20 protein-coding genes are annotated in these 16,860 nt (G+C 73.5%); 12 read left to right on the top strand and 8 right to left on the bottom strand.

Annotated features, from left to right (window positions below):
• Nucleotides 1-3 precede the first annotated feature (3 nt).
• Nucleotides 4-1,467, bottom strand: coding sequence for an exopolysaccharide biosynthesis polyprenyl glycosylphosphotransferase (locus tag ACZ4E1_RS16550; protein WP_467539803.1), 1,464 nt, complete (start codon nt 1,465-1,467; stop codon nt 4-6).
• 124 nt (nt 1,468-1,591) lie between these two features.
• On the bottom strand, nt 1,592-2,794 hold the full coding sequence (locus tag ACZ4E1_RS16545) for a glycosyltransferase family 4 protein (RefSeq protein ID WP_467539802.1): 1,203 nt from the start codon (nt 2,792-2,794) through the stop codon (nt 1,592-1,594).
• A gap of 339 nt (nt 2,795-3,133) precedes the next feature.
• Here ACZ4E1_RS16545 and ACZ4E1_RS16540 point away from each other — a divergent pair, with 339 nt between their 5' ends.
• The 9 genes from ACZ4E1_RS16540 to ACZ4E1_RS16500 all read left to right on the top strand — a co-directional run bounded on the left by ACZ4E1_RS16540 (nt 3,134) and on the right by ACZ4E1_RS16500 (nt 8,394).
• The gene (locus tag ACZ4E1_RS16540) at nt 3,134-3,373 is read left to right on the top strand and encodes a chaplin (RefSeq protein ID WP_188337585.1); all 240 of its coding nucleotides are present in this window, start codon (nt 3,134-3,136) and stop codon (nt 3,371-3,373) included.
• Nucleotides 3,374-3,550: 177 nt separating this feature from the next.
• The gene (locus ACZ4E1_RS16535) at nt 3,551-4,252 is read left to right on the top strand and encodes a hypothetical protein (RefSeq protein WP_467539801.1); all 702 of its coding nucleotides are present in this window, start codon (nt 3,551-3,553) and stop codon (nt 4,250-4,252) included.
• Nucleotides 4,253-4,383: 131 nt separating this feature from the next.
• Nucleotides 4,384-4,665 (top strand): hypothetical protein, encoded by a 282-nt coding sequence (locus ACZ4E1_RS16530; protein ID WP_467539974.1) that lies wholly within the window; start codon nt 4,384-4,386, stop codon nt 4,663-4,665.
• Nucleotides 4,666-4,766: 101 nt separating this feature from the next.
• Nucleotides 4,767-5,006 (top strand): chaplin, encoded by a 240-nt coding sequence (locus ACZ4E1_RS16525; protein ID WP_467539800.1) that lies wholly within the window; start codon nt 4,767-4,769, stop codon nt 5,004-5,006.
• Between the two features lie 203 nt (nt 5,007-5,209).
• Nucleotides 5,210-5,707 (top strand): DUF5949 family protein, encoded by a 498-nt coding sequence (locus ACZ4E1_RS16520; protein WP_467539799.1) that lies wholly within the window; start codon nt 5,210-5,212, stop codon nt 5,705-5,707.
• Nucleotides 5,708-5,814: 107 nt separating this feature from the next.
• A complete protein-coding gene (locus tag ACZ4E1_RS16515) occupies nt 5,815-6,363 on the top strand; it encodes a vitamin K epoxide reductase family protein (protein ID WP_467539973.1) in 549 nt (182 codons plus the stop codon).
• Between the two features lie 61 nt (nt 6,364-6,424).
• Nucleotides 6,425-6,946 (top strand): hypothetical protein, encoded by a 522-nt coding sequence (locus ACZ4E1_RS16510; protein ID WP_467539798.1) that lies wholly within the window; start codon nt 6,425-6,427, stop codon nt 6,944-6,946.
• Between the two features lie 128 nt (nt 6,947-7,074).
• The gene (locus tag ACZ4E1_RS16505; protein WP_467539797.1) at nt 7,075-7,518 is read left to right on the top strand and encodes a tyrosinase family oxidase copper chaperone; all 444 of its coding nucleotides are present in this window, start codon (nt 7,075-7,077) and stop codon (nt 7,516-7,518) included.
• Nucleotides 7,519-7,524: 6 nt separating this feature from the next.
• On the top strand, nt 7,525-8,394 hold the full coding sequence (locus ACZ4E1_RS16500; protein WP_467539796.1) for a tyrosinase family protein: 870 nt from the start codon (nt 7,525-7,527) through the stop codon (nt 8,392-8,394).
• 72 nt (nt 8,395-8,466) lie between these two features.
• Here the strand turns inward: ACZ4E1_RS16500 and ACZ4E1_RS16495 are convergent, their stop codons facing one another.
• Nucleotides 8,467-8,784, bottom strand: coding sequence for a chaplin (locus tag ACZ4E1_RS16495; protein ID WP_467539795.1), 318 nt, complete (start codon nt 8,782-8,784; stop codon nt 8,467-8,469).
• A 245-nt stretch (nt 8,785-9,029) separates the two neighbouring features.
• Between ACZ4E1_RS16495 and ACZ4E1_RS16490 the strand changes: the two genes are divergently transcribed.
• The 3 genes from ACZ4E1_RS16490 to ACZ4E1_RS16480 all read left to right on the top strand — a co-directional run bounded on the left by ACZ4E1_RS16490 (nt 9,030) and on the right by ACZ4E1_RS16480 (nt 10,824).
• Nucleotides 9,030-10,229 carry an FAD-dependent monooxygenase gene (locus tag ACZ4E1_RS16490; protein WP_467539794.1) on the top strand — a complete coding sequence of 400 codons (1,200 nt, stop codon included), beginning with the start codon at nt 9,030-9,032 and terminating at the stop codon, nt 10,227-10,229.
• A 59-nt stretch (nt 10,230-10,288) separates the two neighbouring features.
• On the top strand, nt 10,289-10,477 hold the full coding sequence (locus ACZ4E1_RS16485; protein WP_467539793.1) for a hypothetical protein: 189 nt from the start codon (nt 10,289-10,291) through the stop codon (nt 10,475-10,477).
• Between the two features lie 95 nt (nt 10,478-10,572).
• Nucleotides 10,573-10,824, top strand: a complete 252-nt coding sequence (locus ACZ4E1_RS16480) for a chaplin (RefSeq protein WP_467539792.1) — start codon at nt 10,573-10,575, stop codon at nt 10,822-10,824.
• Between the two features lie 58 nt (nt 10,825-10,882).
• Here ACZ4E1_RS16480 and ACZ4E1_RS16475 read toward each other — a convergent pair whose 3' ends face one another.
• The 5 genes from ACZ4E1_RS16475 to ACZ4E1_RS16455 are packed head-to-tail and all read right to left on the bottom strand — an operon-like array spanning nt 10,883 to nt 16,859.
• Nucleotides 10,883-11,491, bottom strand: coding sequence for a TetR/AcrR family transcriptional regulator (locus ACZ4E1_RS16475; protein ID WP_467539791.1), 609 nt, complete (start codon nt 11,489-11,491; stop codon nt 10,883-10,885).
• Nucleotides 11,479-12,222: an enoyl-CoA hydratase family protein gene (locus ACZ4E1_RS16470; RefSeq protein WP_467539790.1), complete on the bottom strand. Its 744-nt coding sequence runs from the start codon at nt 12,220-12,222 to the stop codon at nt 11,479-11,481. Before ACZ4E1_RS16470 ends, ACZ4E1_RS16475 begins: the two co-directional genes overlap by 13 nt.
• A gap of 7 nt (nt 12,223-12,229) precedes the next feature.
• Nucleotides 12,230-13,792 carry a 4-coumarate--CoA ligase family protein gene (locus tag ACZ4E1_RS16465; RefSeq protein WP_467539972.1) on the bottom strand — a complete coding sequence of 521 codons (1,563 nt, stop codon included), beginning with the start codon at nt 13,790-13,792 and terminating at the stop codon, nt 12,230-12,232.
• 35 nt (nt 13,793-13,827) lie between these two features.
• Nucleotides 13,828-14,991: an acyl-CoA dehydrogenase family protein gene (locus ACZ4E1_RS16460; RefSeq protein WP_467539789.1), complete on the bottom strand. Its 1,164-nt coding sequence runs from the start codon at nt 14,989-14,991 to the stop codon at nt 13,828-13,830.
• Entirely contained in the window at nt 14,991-16,859 is a 1,869-nt protein-coding gene (locus ACZ4E1_RS16455; RefSeq protein WP_467539788.1) for an acetyl/propionyl/methylcrotonyl-CoA carboxylase subunit alpha, read from the bottom strand. The genes ACZ4E1_RS16460 and ACZ4E1_RS16455 overlap by 1 nt, the downstream gene beginning before the upstream one ends.
• Between the last annotated feature and the right edge of the window lies 1 nt (nt 16,860).

Here is a 16,860-nt window from a genome sequence, read left to right as displayed (position 1 = left end):
GGGTCAGCTCCCTGTGGGGCGGACGAACTCGGCGGCCGTGCGCAGCAGGATGGTGATGTCCCGCCACAGCGACCACTGGTCGATGTAGGCGTTGTCGAACCGGCAGCGGTCCTCGATGGAGGTGTCGCCGCGCAGCCCGTTGATCTGGGCGAGTCCGGTGATGCCGGTCGGCACGCGGTGGCGGTCGCCGTAGCCGGGGTGGGTCTCGCCGAACTTCATGACGAAGTAGGGGCGTTCGGGCCGGGGGCCGACCAGGCTCATGTCGCCGCGGAAGACGTTCCACAGCTGGAGCAGCTCGTCGATGGAGGTGCGGCGCAGGAAGCGGCAGAAGCGCGACATGCGGCGGTCGTCGGCGACACTCCAGCGGGTCGCGGACTCCAGCGCGTCGGCGGGCCGGATGGTGCGGAACTTCAGCAGGGTGAAGGGCCGCCCGTCCTTGCCGATCCGCTCCTGCCGGAACACGACGCCGGGCCCCTCGCACAGGCGCAGCCACAGCGCGCAGCTCAGCAGCAGGGGCGACAGGAGGACGAGGAGCACGGCGGAGACGCTCACGTCGAGGGCGCGCTTGCCGGGGTGCACGGGCAGGGAGGGCCCGGCGAGGGGACGGCACCGGAAGCCGGCGAGGCCGTCCTCGCTCCGGCCGCGCAGCGGCACGTACGGGGTGGGGTCGGGGTCCAGTTCCCAGATCTCGCAGCGCAGTTCGGACAGGCAGTGCAGCCGGGCGCGGTGTTCGGGGGCGCCGGAGCCGCCGAGGACGAGGGCGCGCCGTACGCCGTTCTGGATGACGGCGCGGCGCACGTCGCCGGGGGTGGTGAGCACGGGCAGTTCGGGCAGGTCGCCGTCCTCGCGCTCGGCGCCGTCGGCCGGGTCGCCGACCACGCCGACGGGCCGTACGCCGCTGCGGGGGTGGCGCTGGAGGGCGGCGGCGACGCGGCGGGCCTGCGCCTCGGGCCCCACGAGGAGGGTGCTGACGGGGCGGCGTACGAGGGCGAGGCGGCGGCGCCGGTGCACGAGGGCCCGCCCGGCGAGGGCGAGGGCGACCTGGGCGGCGCAGCCGGTGGCGAGGGCGGTGAGCCCGAGCGGGGTCCGCCCCGGCAGGGTGGCGAGCCCGGCGGCGAGGACGCACCAGGCGAGGACGCCGCGCCCGGCGACGGCGGGCAGGTCGTCGAGCATGTACGGCTCGGGTCTGTACCGGTACAGGCCCGCCCCGGCGTGCAGCACGAGGACGAGGAGCACGAACGCGGCCAGGACCAGCGGCCCGCGCTGCGCCTCGGTGAGGGCGAGCGTCGCGAGCAGGGCCGCGATCTCGTCGGAGGCCACCAGGACCGCGCGGGAGGGCCGGTCGCGGGGGCGGCCGCCGTCCCGGGCGAGCGCGGCGGCGCCGCCGGCGGCGCGCGGGGCGACGACGGTGCCCGAGAAGCCTCCCGGCGGGGCGGCCGAGGGGGCGGCGGTGCGTTCCGGGGTCACGTCGCGATCGGCTCTCTCTGCTCGGTGGCCTCCCGCCGGGGGCCTGTCCGGAGTTCCCCGTCGTCCGCGCGGAGCGCGGGCGCAGCGGCGGTCGGTGCGTGCGATCGGTGTGCGGGCGAACGGGTCATGTGGCGGAGCCGCCTGTCCCGGCCTCCCGTGCGTCGAGCGGGCGTGCCGGACGTCGGGGCGCGGACGGGGAGCTCCGGACCGGCTCCAGGAGGTCGCGGTAGACGTCGGCCACGGCCGCCGCGGTGTGCCGGACGTCGTGGTGCTCGCGGACGTGGCGGTGGGCGCTCGCGCCGAGGGCGGCGAGCTTCCCGGGGTCGGCGAGCAGCCGGGCCAGGGCGCGGGCCAGGGCCTCGGGCCGCCCCGGCGGGACCAGGCAGCCGGCGGCCCGGCCCGGCGGCAGGCTCTCGCGGGCCCCGTCGACGTCGGTGAGCAGTACGGGGCTTGCGCAGGCCATGGCCTCGAGCGGGGCGAGCGCCATGCCTTCCCAGCGGGAGGGCAGGACGACGAGGTCCGCGGCCCGGTACCAGGCGGCGGGGTCGGCGACGGCGCCGGTGAAGGTGACGCCGGGCGGGGCGGCGGCGCGCAGCCGGGCGGCGTCGGGCCCGTCGCCGACGAGGACGAGGCGGGCCCCGGGCACCTGCCGGCCCACCTCGTGCCAGGCCTTGACCAGGACGTCCTGGCCCTTCTGCCGGCACAGCCGTCCCACGCAGACGACGAGCGGCCCGTCGCCCTCGGGGAGGCCCTCGGGCGGGGGTTCGGTGCCGGTGCCGGGGTGGAAGAGGCCGAGGTCGACGCCGTTGGGCACGAGGCTGACGGGCCCGCGCACCCCGCGCCGGCGCCCGTGGTCGCGTTCGGCCCGGCTGACGCAGATCAGCCGGGTGGTCCAACGGGCCCCGAACCGCTCCCAGTTCAGGGCGAGCCGCGCCGCGGGACCGCCGACGGCCTCGAAGGACCAGGCGTGCGGCTGGAAGACGGTGGGGACACGGCCGCGCACGGCGAGCCGGGTGACCAGGCCCGCCTTGGCGCTGTGCGCGTGGATCAGATCGGGTGCCGTACGGGTGACCAACTCGCCCAGGCGGCGGACCTCGTCGCGCACGCCGCGGGCCGGGGAGCGCACGGCCGCCCAGTCGAGGACCTCGCATCCCGCGGCGTCGAGGAGCGCGGGCAGGGCTCCGGCGGGCGGGCAGGCGACCGCCACCCGCATTCCCGCGGCCCGTTGCAGACGTACGAGATCGGCGACCACACGGGCCACGCCGCCGTCGACCGGCTGCGTCACGTGGAGGACACGCGGCGGCAGGGATGCGGGCGTCACATGCATCGCCTCTTCCTTGTCCGCGGACGATCAGGAAATGACTGAAAGACCGACACCGCGACACCGGGTGAGCAATCAGAAATTCATACTTGTCCGTCTACCCGGTGCCGCATTCCACCCTTTAGGGGTCGCCAACAGTAACGTCAGGAAAGCGACTTTCACTTGATACACGAGGTGTGTTGGAGTTGTGAAATTCCCGCTCCGCGAGCGTCGGATTCACGTGCGGGTGTTCAAGCGACGCACGGTCATTCACCCGTTCGGAGCCGCAACTCTTGCCGCGCCCGTCCGTTGCACCACGCGTCAGGCGCCAGCCCTGACCGAGCAGAACGATCAAGGAGCAGTTTCATGTCGCGTACCGCGAAGGCAGTCGTCTTCTCCGCAGTGGCCGCCGCCGCGATGGCCGGCAGCGCCGGTGTCGCCTCCGCCGACGCCGGGGCGCACGGTGCCGCCGTCGGTTCCCCCGGCGTGCTCTCCGGCAACCTCGTGCAGGTCCCGGTCCACGTGCCGGTCAACGTCTGCGGCAACACCGTCGACGTCATCGGTCTGCTGAACCCGACCTTCGGCAACACCTGCGTCAACAACTGACGCCGCAGCACGACTCTTCCGCAGCCGCCCCCTTCCCTCACCGGGAGGGGGCGGCTGTTTGCGTTCCGGGTCGTTTCCGAGGCCCCGTTACCCGTTTGGCGGCGGGGCGCTTGCGGCGCGCCGCGCGGGATTCCACGGTGAAGTCTGCATCACCGAAAACCCTCGGAAGGTTCCCTCATGTCCGCTTTTCCCGTACGGCCGCTCGCCGGCTCCCTCCTCTGCGCCACTCTCCTGATAGGCGCGGCGGCCCCCGCCATCGCCGCGGGCTCCGCCCATGAGCCGACCAGCCGCACGGACGTGTCGTCCGCCCCGGTCCCGGGCGCCGACGGCCTGCTCGCTCAGACCAAGACCCTGCACGACGTCGGTGGCGTCCTGACTCCGGTCACCGACCTCCTCGACGCCGTCCTCAAGGCCGACGGCGGCAAGCTGTCCCCCGAGGACGTGACCAAGCACGCCGACGCGGTGAAGTCCGCGATCGACGCGGCGAAGGCCGCGGCCCCCGCGGTGCCGAACGCCCCGGCCGCCGGTGCCCCACGCGCCGCCCAGGCCCCGCTCGACGTGAAGGGCGACGCCCTCACCGCGCTCCAGTCCGCCGTGGACGCCCTGCTGAAGGCGGCCGCCGCGGGTGACGCCGCGACCGTCGCCACCCAGGCCCCGGTCGTCCTCACCAACCTCGTCAACGTGGTCGCGGCCACGCTGCTGAGCGGCGGTCTGCCGGCGCCGAACCTGCCGGGCCTGCCCGCGCTGCCGCAGCTGCCGACGTCGAGCCTGCCGTCGACGTCCACGCTGCCCTCGACGTCCACGCTCCCGTCGACGTCGACCCTGCCGACGTCCTCGCTGCCCGCGGCGCCCGCGCTGCCCTCGACTCCGCTCACGTAGCGGCGGTCGGCCCCGGAGGGCCCGCCGGACGGTTCATCCGTCCGGCGGGCCCTTCGTCGTGCGTTTCCGCAGCCGGGGCCGCTCGTTGGACAGGCCGCACTCCCCCCACCCCCGTGACGAAAGTGACGATGATGAAGGTTCTGAAGGCCGCCGCCGTGGTCGCCGGCTCCCTGACGCTGGCCGGCGCCGCCGCCCCCGCCTTTGCCGCCGACGCCGCCCCCGCGATGCCGCCCATGAGCCTGAACGGCGCGCTGAACGAGATCACCAGTCAGCCCACGCTCGACGTCGAGCCGGTGAACACCAACCTGCTGGACCCCAAGCGCCAGGACAACGCGATCGGCACCGTCACGACCGCCGCCCAGGCCCTCAACTCCGGCGGCGGCCTCCTCGGCGGCGTCCCGGTCGGCAAGTAGCCGCCCGAGCCGTCCCCTTTACGGCGGTGTGTCCTTACCAGGTTTCGGACGATCCCGCCCCATACGATCCAAATCCTCTCCCTGTCACGAAAGGTTCTCCCATGAGCACTTCGAAGAAGGCCGCCTTCGTTCTCGCCGCCGCCGGTATCGCCGCGGGTGCCGCGTCGGGTGCCGCGTTCGCCGACGCGGGCGCCGAGGGCGTCGCCGCCCACTCCCCGGGCGTCCTGTCGGGCAACCTGGTCCAGGTCCCCGTCCACGTCCCGGTCAACGTCTGCGGCAACACGGTCAACGGCATCGCGGGCCTCAACCCGGCGTTCGGCAACACCTGCGTCAACAACTGAGGCTGACGTCACGCCGCGAAGGCCGGCTCCGGGAACGCTCCCGGCGCCGGCCTTCGGCATTTCCCGTTCCGCATTCCGCCCCCCTTTCCTCGAACTCTCCTGTGCGTACTCGTGTTTGACGTCTTATCGAAAGAGTGGGAGACGTTCGGCCGATGGGGTGATGTGCGCCCGGGAAACCCGAATGCGCTGGCTAGGCTTCTGCGGTGACTTCGACGTCGAGTATTGAGACCACTTTCCGGCCCGGCGATCTGGGCACCCTGGCCGTCATCGCCTGGAGCGGTGAACACGACGACGGGCAGGGCGACATGCCCTTCCTGCTGGCGTACTCGCTGGGCGACTCCCCCGCCGGTCCGGCCGGCTCGGAGGCCGCCGTGCGCGCGCTGCTCGGCAACAACGGACTGAGCATCGGCACCACGGTCCACGACGCCACCCGGCACCCGAGCTTCCCCGTGTCGCTGCTCGTCGAGGCGGGCCAGGCCGTCGTCACCATGCCGTGGCTGAACGCCCAGTGCCCCGTGCCGCCGGAGTGGCTCGCGGCCGCCGAGGCCCGCGACGGCGCCTACTTCCTGTTCACCGCGCGCCCCTGGTCCGCCGTACCCGGACAGCCCGTGGACGAGGAGGAGTTGCGGCGGTTCGCCGGCGCCGAGGAGACCCTCACCGCCGCCGCGCACTGCCTGCTGCCGATCCGCCGGCTGCGGTGAGCACCGGACTGCACCGGTCGACCGCGCGGATCGGCCCCCAGGCGGGCCATCGCGCACCGGCCGCCGCCGACGCCCCCGCGGGCCGCGCCGCGAGCAGGCCGCTCGCCGTGCTGCTCGCCCTCACCGGCGTCGCGGGCCTGCTCGCGTCCTGGGTCATCACCCTCGACGAGTTCGAGCTGCTGAAGGACCCGGACTTCACCCCGGGCTGCAGCCTCAACCCGGTGATCGCCTGCGGCAGCGTCATGAAGAGCGCGCAGGCGTCGGTCTTCGGCTTCCCGAACCCGATGCTCGGGCTCGTCACGTACGGGATCGTCGTCTGCGCCGGCCTGAGCCTGCTCACCGGTGCGCGGATGCCCCGCTGGTACTGGCTGACCTTCAACGCGGGCTGTGCGTTCGGCGTCGGGTTCGTGAGCTGGCTGCAGTTCCAGTCGCTCTACCGGATCAACGCGCTGTGTCTGTGGTGCTGCCTCGCCTGGGTCGCCACCATCCTCATGTTCTGGGCGGTGACCTCGTTCACCGTGCGGGGCGGCTTCCTGCCGGCCCCGCGCGGCGCACGGGTCCTCGCCGAGGAGTTCGGCTGGGTCATGCCCGTGCTGCACCTGGGCGCGATCGGGATGCTGATCCTGACGCGCTGGTGGAGCTTCTGGACGGGCTGAGTCCGCTCGGCCGGACAGCCGGGGGGCTCACAGGGGGGATTCTCAAGGAGGTCGGAAAGACATGAGCTTCACCCGCTTGACCGTGCGCGGAACACTGGCCGTGTTCGCGGGCTGCGTCGCCGCCGCCGCGGGCGGTGCGGCCCCGGCCGCGGCCGCGAGCGCGCCCTCGGTGCCCGTCGAGGTGCCGCTGGCCGGTGTCGAGGACGCGCTGCACGTGGACGCCCCGCACCTGAGCACCGCCGCTCCGCTGCCCATCCCCGGCGCGCCCGAGGGCCCGACGTACGACGAGCAGCACCTGCTCCCCCAGGGCCTGCTGCCGCGCGTACCGCTCGGCACCGAACTGCCCGCCACCGCCGCCGAACTGCCCGTGCCGCAGCTCCTGCCGACGGACACCGTGAAGGAGGTCGGGCTGCACACCGAGGCGTCCCCGGTGCACGCCGAGTCGCCCGGCGCCTCGGTGAACCCGCCGCTGACCGGGCCGCGCGCCGAGCGCCTCGGACTGCCGGACCTGTCCGCCCCGCAGCTGGGTCTCGGCGTCCCGGACCTGCGGGCCCAGCCGGGCGCGGACCTCGGCCTCGGCTAGGCGCACGTGCCATCGGTGGGCCGGGCGCCGCTCGCCGGCCGGCCCACCCGCCCGTTCCGTACGGCGAGCCCTGGACCCGTAGAAGAGAGGCGGCCGTGAATCCCGCTGCGCCCCTGACCACTGTGCCCGTGACCGATGCGCCCCCGACCGAGACCGTCACGGCGCCACCCGCGCCCGCACCCGAGGGTGCCGGGGCCGGGCCGCGCCGGCGGCTGCTCACCCGCCGCAGTGCCGGGCTGATCCTGCTGGGCGGCGGCGCGACGGCCGCGGGGCTCTGGCAGATGGGCCGGGCGGGCACGGAGTCCGACGGGGCCGCGCGGGCGGCCGACGCGTTCGACGAGAGCTACCGGGGGCGCCGCATCCAGGGGGCCACCGGTCCGGGCGGCGCCTTCGAGGTGCGGGTCGACGGGCGGCCCCTGCATCTGATGCGGCGCGCCGACGGCTCGTACCTGAGCATGGTCGACCACTACACCTCGCACCCGACGGCCCGGGACGCGGCGCGCGGCGCCGTCGACGAGCTGGACGGCCAGGCTCTGCGGGCGCACCCCATGTCCCCCGAAGCGAAGGTGTGAGGGCCCGTGGCGTACACACGGCAGAACCAGCGGTCCCTGACGAGGGCGCAGAAGCGCCGCTTCGTGGACGCGGTCCTGACGCTCAAACGCAGGGGCCGCTACGACGACTTCGTGGCGATGCACATCGACTTCTACCAGGGCGACGGTGACGGCGGGCTGCGGGTCGCGCACATGACGCCGTCGTTCTTCCCCTGGCACCGCAAGTTCCTGCTGGAGTTCGAGCGGGCGCTGCAGCGGATCGACCCGGGGGTCGCGGTGCCGTACTGGGACTGGACGGCGGACCGTTCGCCGGCCTCGTCGCTGTGGGGCGAGGACTTCCTCGGGGGGAACGGGCGGCGCTCCGACCGGCGGGTGACGACCGGCCCGTTCGCGCGGAGCACCGGGCACTGGACGGTCCGGGAGGCGGTGACCGAAGGCGACTTCCTGATGCGGGACTTCGGGCGCCCGCAGGCACCGGTGTCGCTGCCGAGCGCGGCGCAGCTGGCGTCCGCGATGGACGAGACCCGCTACGACGCCGATCCGTGGAACTCGGTGGCGTCGACCGGCTTCCGCAACAAGCTGGAGGGCTGGCCGGTGCGGCGCGGCTCCGGCACCTGGTTCAACCACAACCTGGTGCACCGCTGGGTGGGCGGGCACATGCTGGGCGCCGGCTCGGTCAACGACCCGGTGTTCTGGCTGCACCACTCGTTCGTGGACCTGTGCTGGTCGCGCTGGCGCAAGAAGCACCCGGACGCCGATCCGTATCTGCCGCGGCGGGCGCTGCCGATCACCGACCGGCAGCACGACCGGGTGCTTTCGGCGGACGACGTGATGCCGCCGTGGGACACCCCGGTGCGGGACATGCTCGACCACGGGGCGCTGTACCGCTATGCGTGACGGGGAGACATGACAGAGCCCCCGGCTCCACCGTGCCGGGGGCTCTCGTCCGCTGGACGCGGGCGGGGTGCGTCAGCCGCCGTAGCCGGCGTCCTCGTAGCCCGAGTCGCCGTAGCCGCCGCCGTGGCCGCCGTCGTCCATGCCGCCACCGCTGTTGTTGACGCAGGTGTTGCCGAACGCCGGGTTCAGCAGACCGATGACGTTCACCGTGTTGCCGCAGGCGTTGATCGGGACGTGGACGGGGACCTGGACCAGGTTGCCCGACAGAACGCCCGGGGAACCGACGGCAGCGCCCTGGGCGCCGGCGTCGGCCGCGGCCAGTCCGGCGCCGCTGAGCACCACAGCACCCGTGCCGAGAGCGACAGCGGCTGCCTTCGCGATGCGAGACATCACGTACTCCTTCTGCTTGCCCGTGCGGCCGCGTGGTCGCAGCCGTCGCCTCTTCAACGGCGGAGCACCGGCCTCGTAACGGCTGATACTTGGATACTTCCGGAAAAGGGTAGGAATCATGACCCTTCTGGAGTCACCTTGTGCGCCTCCGGTGGGAGAAATGCACGATAACTCCACGAACGCCCCGTCGTTCCTGAAGTAATGACGCGACGTCAGGCATCGGGCGACGAGGAGAGCGAACGCGCATGAAGGTGATCTGTGTCGGCGGAGGGCCCGCGTCCCTGTATCTGGCCGTGCTCCTGAAGCGCCAGGACCCGGGCCACGAGATCCGGGTGTACGAGAAGAACCCGGCCGGTGCCACCTATGGCTGGGGCGTCACCTACTGGCCCGAGATGCTCGACACCCTCATGACGCACGACGAGCCGTCCGCGCGGGGCGTCGACCGGCACTCGCTGCGCTGGCGCGACGGCGTCGCGCACGTCCGCGACCGGGTCACCGTGCACGAGGGCGACGAGGGCCGCGCGATCGGCCGGCACCGGCTGCTCGCCCTGCTGTCCGACCGGGCGGCGGAGCTGGGCGTCGAGGTGACGTACGGGCGCACGGTCGCGCCCGACGACGCGCTGCTGCGCGACGCCGATCTCGTCGTGGCCGGCGACGGCGCCCGCAGCGCGCTGCGCACCCACCACGCCGAGCGGTTCGGCACCCGCGTCACCACCGGCACCAACCGCTTCGTCTGGCTCGGCACCACCAAGGTGTTCCGCTCCTTCACCTTCGCGTTCACCGAGACCGAGCACGGCTGGGTGTGGGCCTACGCGTACGGGTTCGACGGCGAGCACAGCACCTGCATCGTCGAGTGCGCGCCCGCCACCTGGGCCGGGCTCGGGCTCGACACGATGGAGCGGGAGGAGGCGCTGCGGCTCCTGGAGAAACTGTTCTCCGGGCCGCTCGACGGACACCGGCTGATCGGCCGCACCGACGCCGACGGCCCCTCCCAGTGGCAGTGCTTCCCCACGGTCACCAACGAGACCTGGTCGCACGGCAACCTCGTGCTCTTGGGCGACGCCGCCCACACCACCCACTACTCGATCGGCGCGGGCACCACCCTCGCCATGCAGGACGCCATCGCGCTCGCCGCCGAACTGCGCGCGGGGCGCCCGCTCGGCCCGGCCCTCGCCGCGTACGAGCGCACCCGCAGGCGGGAGCTGCTGCCGCTGCAGAGCGCGGCCCGCTACAGCGCCGGCTGGTACGAGAACCTCACCCGGTACATCGACCTGGAGCCGCACCAGATGTTCGCCCTGCTCGGGCAGCGTCACTCGCCGCTCCTGCCCTATGTCCCGCCGCAGCTGTACTACCGGCTCGACCGGGCGATCGACCGCGCGCAGCCGCTGCGGGAGCTGAAGCGGCGGCTCGGGCACGGACTCGCGCGGATGCTGCAGAGCCGCTGAGCAGATTGCAGCGGCATAACGCACGGTGCCCCGAGCCCGCGGGCTTCGTTGAACAGTCCATGGAGCAGCAGACCGTGGAGCATCAGCACAAGAGCGAGCCCTCCGAGACGCCGATCTACGAGACCGTCGTGCGCCTGTGGAGCTCCCGCGGCAAGACCCTGCCGCGGCAGGCCGCGCCCGTCCGGCCGTCCCGGGGCTGGGTGCGGGTCGAGCCGTCGGCCGGCGGCCCGGCGGCCCGCGGGTACTGAGCCGCGACGCGCCCCCGTACGGCGCAATCAGTGGGGTACGGCGACCGCCGTTGGTCAGATATACGGGTCATATCCCCCACCTACAGGGAGAAACGATGCGTCTTCGCGCATTCGCCGCAGCCGCGGCACTGGCCGGCGTCGCCGTGCTGGGTTCCGCGTCCATGGCCTCCGCGCACGACGGTCCTGACGGCGCCACCGCCGTCGGCGTCGCCAAGGACAGCCCGGGCGTTCTGTCCGGCAACGTGGTGCAGGTCCCGATCGACCTCGACGCGAACGTCTGCGGCAACTCGATCAGCGTGATCGGCCTGCTCAACCCCGCCGCCGGCAACGTCTGTGTGAACGACTGACGCCACGGTCGCACGTGTGCGCCCGCCCCTACCGGTAGGGGCGGGCGCACCCGCGTGCTCAGCCGAGCGCCTCGTCGACGATGCGGGTCCACTGGGCGACGACCCGCTCGCGCCGCGCCCCGTCGTCCTTGAGCAGGGTCGCGAGGCCGAGGCCCCGGGCCATGTCGAGCAGGCCCTGCACGGTCTCCCGCACCCCGGGCCGTGCCTCGTCGGCGCCGAGCAGCTCCACCGCCATGCGGTGCGCCTCGCGGCCGACCCGGCCCTCCAGTTCGGCGACCCGGTCGCCCAGCTGCGGCTCGTTCGACGCGGCCACCCACAGGTGCAGGGCCGCGCGGAACAGCGGGCCCGTGTACAGGTCGACCAGCGCGGCGACGGCCTCGGCGCGGCCCGCCGGGGTGATCGCGCGCAGCGCCGTCGAGCGCTCCTCCGCCACGTACTCGACGGCCGCCGTGAACAGGTCCTCGCGGGTCGGGAAGTGGTGCTGGGCCGCGCCGCGGGAGACCCCGGCGTGCTCGGCGACGACGGAGACGGTCGACCCGGACCAGCCGCGCTCGGCGAGGCAGGCCACGGCGGACTCCAGGAGCCGCTGGCGGGTGGCCCGCGAGCGGTCCTGCTTCGGCGGCGTCGCAGCGCGTGAGCCGGCTGCGCGCGGGGTCACCACACCCATGCGGGGTCCCGTCGTTCGAGGAAGGCCGTCATCCCCTCCCGGGCCTGTTCGGAGGCGAAAAGGCGGGCGGACAGGTCCTGCAGGGTCCGCGTGTCCCGGTCGAAGGCTTCCAGGACCTTAACCGTGAGCAGCGCTTTCGTCTCGGCCAGGGCCTGTGGTTCGGCCCGGCGCAGTCCGTCGAGGACGGGGGCGAGCGCCGTGTCGGCGTCCTCGCCGGACGCCGTGACGAGCCCGATCCGGGCGGCCTCCGCCGCGTCGAACTTCTCGCCGGTCAGGTAGTAGCGGGCGACCGCGCGCGGGTCGAGGCGGGGCAGCAGCGGCAGGGAGATCACGGCGGGGGCGACCCCGATGCGGACCTCGGTGAACGCGAAGGTCGACGCGGTGGCGGCCACGGAGATGTCGCAGGCGCCGAGCAGGCCGAGGCCGCCCGCGCGGACGTGCCCGGTGACGCGGGCGACGACGGGCTTGGGCAGCTCGACGATGCCGCGCAGCAGTCCGACGAGGGCGTCCGGGTGCGGCGGGTCGCGCAGGTCGGCGCCCGCGCTGAAGGTGTTGCCGGTGTGGGTGAGGACGACGGCGCGTACGTCGGGGTCCTTGGCGGTGTCGGCGAGGCGCGCGGTGAGTGCGGCGACCAAGGTGTGGGACAGGGCGTTGCGGTTGCCCGGTGAGTCGAGGGTGAGGGTGGTGACGCCGCGGTCGTGGGCGGCGCGGATCAGGGGCTGTTCGGGCATGGCGGGGTCAGCTCTCCCTCAGCAGGCGGCGCAGGATCTTTCCGGAGGCCGCGCGGGGCACGGCGTCGGTGAAGGCGACGCGGCGGATCTTCTTGTACGGGGCGACGTGCCCGGCGACGAAGGCGAGCACGTCGTCCTCGGTGAGGGACGGGTCGGCGCGGACGACGAACGCCTTCGGGATCTCGTTGCCGTCCGCGTCCGTGGCGCCGACGACGGCCGCGTCGGCGATGCCGTCGTGGGTGAGCAGCAGGGCCTCCAGTTCGGCGGGGGCGACCTGGAAGCCCTTGTACTTGATGAGCTCCTTCACCCGGTCGACGACGAACAGCCAGCCGTCCTCGTCGACCCGGCCGACGTCCCCGGTGTGCACCCAGCCGTCGGCGTCGATCATGTCGGCGGTGGCGTCGGGCCGTCCGAGGTAGCCCTTCATGACCTGCGGGCCCCGGATGAGGATCTCCCCGGACTCGCCGGGCGGGAGGTCCTTGTCGGGGTCGTCGAGGGACACGATCCGCATCTCGGTGGAGGCGATCAGCTTGCCGACGGTGCCCGGGGGCGGGTTCTTCGCGGCGAGCGGCACGACGTGGGTACCGGGCGACAGCTCCGTCATGCCGTAGGCCTGGCCGACGGGCGGCAGGCCGAGGCGGCGGGAGCAGGCGGCGGCGAGGTCGGCGTCCAGCGGGGCGGCGGCGCTGATCAGGTACTTCAGGGAGGAGAGGTCGTAGCCCTCGACGGCCGGGTGCTTGGCGAGGGCCAGCACGATCGGCGGGGCCACGTACAGGGCGGTGATGCGGTGCTTCTCGATCGCGGCGAGAAAGGTGTCCAGCTCGAAGCGGGGCAGGACGACGACGGTGGCGCCCTGCCGCAGCGGGGCGTTCATCAGGGCCGTCAGGCCGTAGATGTGGAAGAAGGGGAGGACGGCGAGGACGCGGTCCTCGGGTCCGGCCGGGACGAGGGGGGCGAGCTGGGCCAGGTTCGTGGCGATGTTGCGGTGGGTGAGCATGACGCCCTTGGGGACGCCGGTGGTGCCGGAGGAGTACGGGAGCGCGGCCACGTCCTCGGCCGGGTCGACCGGCACGTGCGGTTCGGGGGCGTCGGTGCCGAGCAGGTCGAGCAGGGAGCGCAGGCCGGAGTCGCCCGCGGGGTCGCAGACGAAGATCTCCTGGATCCCGCCGGCCAGTTCGGCGGCGGCGCGGGCCGGTGCGGCGAGCGGGGTCACGGAGACGATCCAGCGGGCGCCCGAGTCCTTCAGCTGCTTCGCGAACTCCTCCGGGGTGGCCAGCGGATGCACCGTGGTGACGGCGGCCCCGGCGCGGGTCGCGGCGTAGAAGGCGACCGGGTAGGCGATCGTGTTGGGGCTGTGCAGGGCGAGGACGTCGCCGGGGCGGACGCCCGCCTCGGCGAGGCCCGCCGCGATCCTGCGGTGGTACTGGTCGACCTGCGCGTAGGTCAGGGTCGTGCCCGCCACCCCGTCGACGAGGGCGGGGGCGTCACCGCGCGCGGCGGCGCCCCCGAGCACGGCGTCGTGGATCGGTTCGTCGACGTGCTCGACGTCCGCGTAGTCACTGAAGAACACCATGCCAACTCCTCGTGAGGGGGAACCGGTCGGGATCAGTACGACTTGGGCAGGCCCAGGGTCTGGTGGGACACGTAGTTGAGGATCATCTCGCGGCTGACCGGTGCGATCCGGGCCACGCGGGAGCCGGTGATGAGGGAGGCGAGGCCGAACTCGCGGGTCAGGCCGTTGCCGCCGAGGGTGTGCACGGACTGGTCGACGGCGCGCACGCAGGCCTCGGCGGCGGCGTACTTGGCCATGTTGGCGGCCTCTCCGGCTCCGATGTCGTCGCCCGCGTCGTACAGGTGCGCCGCCTTCTGCATCATCAGGCGGGCCAGCTCCAGCTCGATGTGGACCTGGGCGAGCGGGTGGGCGATCGCCTGGTGGGAGCCGATGGGTTCCTTCCACACGGTGCGGTCACGGGCGTACTCGACGGCGCGGCCCACCGCGTAGCGGCCCATGCCGATCGCGAACGCGGCCGTCATGACGCGCTCCGGGTTGAGCCCGGCGAACAGCTGGAGCAGCCCCGCGTCCTCGTCACCCACGAGAGCGTCGGCGGGCAGCCGCACCTCGTCAAGGGTCAGTTCGAACTGCTTCTCCGGAGCCTGCAGTTCCATGTCGATCTGGCGGCGCCCGAAGCCGGGGGTCTCGCGCGGCACGATGAAGAGGCAGGGCTTGAGCTTGCCGGTGCGGGCGTCGGAGGTGCGGCCCACGATGAGGGTGGCGTCGGCGATGTCGACGCCGGACACGAACACCTTGCGGCCGTTGAGGACCCAGGTGCCGTCGTCGTCCTTGCGGGCGGTCGTGGTGATGCGGTGCGAGTTCGATCCGGCGTCGGGCTCCGTGATGCCGAACGCCATGGTGCGGCTGCCGTCGGCGAGGCCGGGCAGCCAGGCCCGCTTCTGCTCCTCGGTGCCGAAGCGGGAGATCACGGTGCCGCAGATCGCGGGCGACACGACCATCATCAGGAGCGGGGAGCCGGCGGCGCCCAACTCCTCCAGGACGATGGACAGTTCGTAGATGCCGCCGCCTCCGCCGCCGTACGCCTCGGGCAGGTTCACGCCGAGGTAGCCGAGCTTGGCGGCCTCGGCCCACAGCTCCTCGGGGTGGCCGTCGGCTCCGGTGACGCGGGTCATGTAGTCGCGGCCGTACCGCTTGCCGAGTGCGGCGACGGCGGCGCGCAGGTCCTGGTGCTCCTGGCTTTCGAGGATCGTGCTCATCAGGGCGTTTCCTCCACTACGAGGGCCACTTCGGCCAACAGGGATCCCACCTCGACCTGGCGGCCGACGGCGGTGTGCAGGGCGGTGAGCGTGCCGGTGGCGGGGGCGCAGATGCGGTGCTCCATCTTCATCGCCTCCAGCCAGATCAGGGGCTGCCCCTCGGTGACGGCGCCGCCCTCGGCGAGGCCCGCAGCGATCCTGACCACGGTGCCGGGCATCGGGGCGAGCAGGGAGCCGGGGGCGCGCTGCTCACGCGGGTCGGTGAAGCGGGGCAGGGCGGTGAGGGCGGTGCCGTTCACGTACACGCGGTCGCCGTACGCGGCGACCGCGAACCGGCGCCGGACGCCGCCCGCCTCCAGGACGACGAGTCCGGGCGAGGCGGAGACGACCTGGACGCCGTCGGCCTCGAAGCCGCCCGCGCGGGTGTGCCGGTAGCGGACCTCGTGCACGGTGCCGGCGGGTTCGGTGCGGTAGGCGCGGGTCTGGGGCTGCGAGGGGACGTTGCGGAAGCCGCCGAAGCGGGAGCGGGCACGGGTCGCGGCGGCCAGGGCGGCGGCGAGCGGCGCGTACGGGTCCTCTTCGGGGGCGGTCAGCTCGTCGAGGTGCCGCTCGTAGAAGCCGGTGTCCATGCGGGCGGCGGTGAACTCGGCGTGCCGCAGGGACCGTACGAGCAGGTCGCGGTTGGTGACGGGGCCGTGCACCTCGGCCCGCTCCAGGGCGCCGGCCAGGGCGCGGACGGCGGCGGCGCGGGTGGGGGCGTGGGCGACGACCTTGGCGAGCATGGCGTCGTAGTGCACGCCGATCGTGTCGCCGTCGGTGTACCCGGTGTCGAGGCGGACGACGCCGGGCACTGCGAGGCGGTGCAGGGTGCCGGTCTGCGGGGCGAAGGCGGCGGCCGGGTCCTCGGCGTAGAGGCGGGCTTCGACGGCGTGGCCGCGCGGGGCCGGGGGCTCGGGGTCCAGGGCCTCGCCCTCGGCGATCCGCAGTTGCAGGGCGACGAGGTCAAGACCGAACACGGCCTCGGTGACGGGGTGTTCGACCTGGAGCCGGGTGTTCATCTCCAGGAAGTGGGCGGCCCCGTCGGCGACGAGGAACTCGACGGTTCCGGCGCCGACGTAGTCGACGGCCCGCACGGCGCGCTCGGCCAACACCTCCACCTCTTCGAGGAGTTCGGGACTCAGCCCGGGCGCGGGCGCCTCCTCGATCACCTTCTGGTGGCGGCGCTGGAGGGAGCAGTCGCGGGTGCCGAGCGTCCACACGGTGCCGTGCGTGTCGGCGAGGACCTGCACCTCGACGTGGCGCCCGCCCTCGACGTACGGCTCGACGAACACCTCGCCGTCACCGAACGCGGACAGGGCCTCGGCGCGGGCGGCCTCCAACTCGGCTGCCAGTTCGGACAGTTCGCGTACGACCCGCATGCCACGGCCGCCGCCGCCCGCCGCCGCCTTCACCAGCACCGGCAGATCGGCCTCGGTGACCTCGCCCAGCGGCGTGATGCCCATGAGCTGCTTGGCGCGCGTCTTGGACGCCATGGCCTCGATCGCGGCGGGCGGCGGACCGATCCAGACGAGACCGGCGTCCATGACCGCGCGGGCGAAGTCCGGGTTCTCGGAGAGGAAGCCGTACCCCGGGTGCACGGCGTCGGCGCCCGCGTCGAGCGCGGCCTTCACGACGAGCTCGGCGCGCAGATAGGTGTCGGCGGGGGTGGCGCCCGGGAGCCGTACGGCGAGGTCGGCCTCGCGGACGTGGAGGGCGTCCGCGTCCGGGTCCGAGTGCACGGCGACGGTACGGATGCCCAGGTCACGGCAGGTACGGAAGACGCGGCAGGCGATCTCGCCGCGGTTGGCCACAAGAACACTGGTGATCACG

It is taken from the genome of Streptomyces sp. NPDC025806, assembly GCF_055558275.1.
The sequence above is the reverse complement of the archived record's forward strand: the minus strand, read 5'-3'. Positions and strand labels throughout refer to the sequence as shown.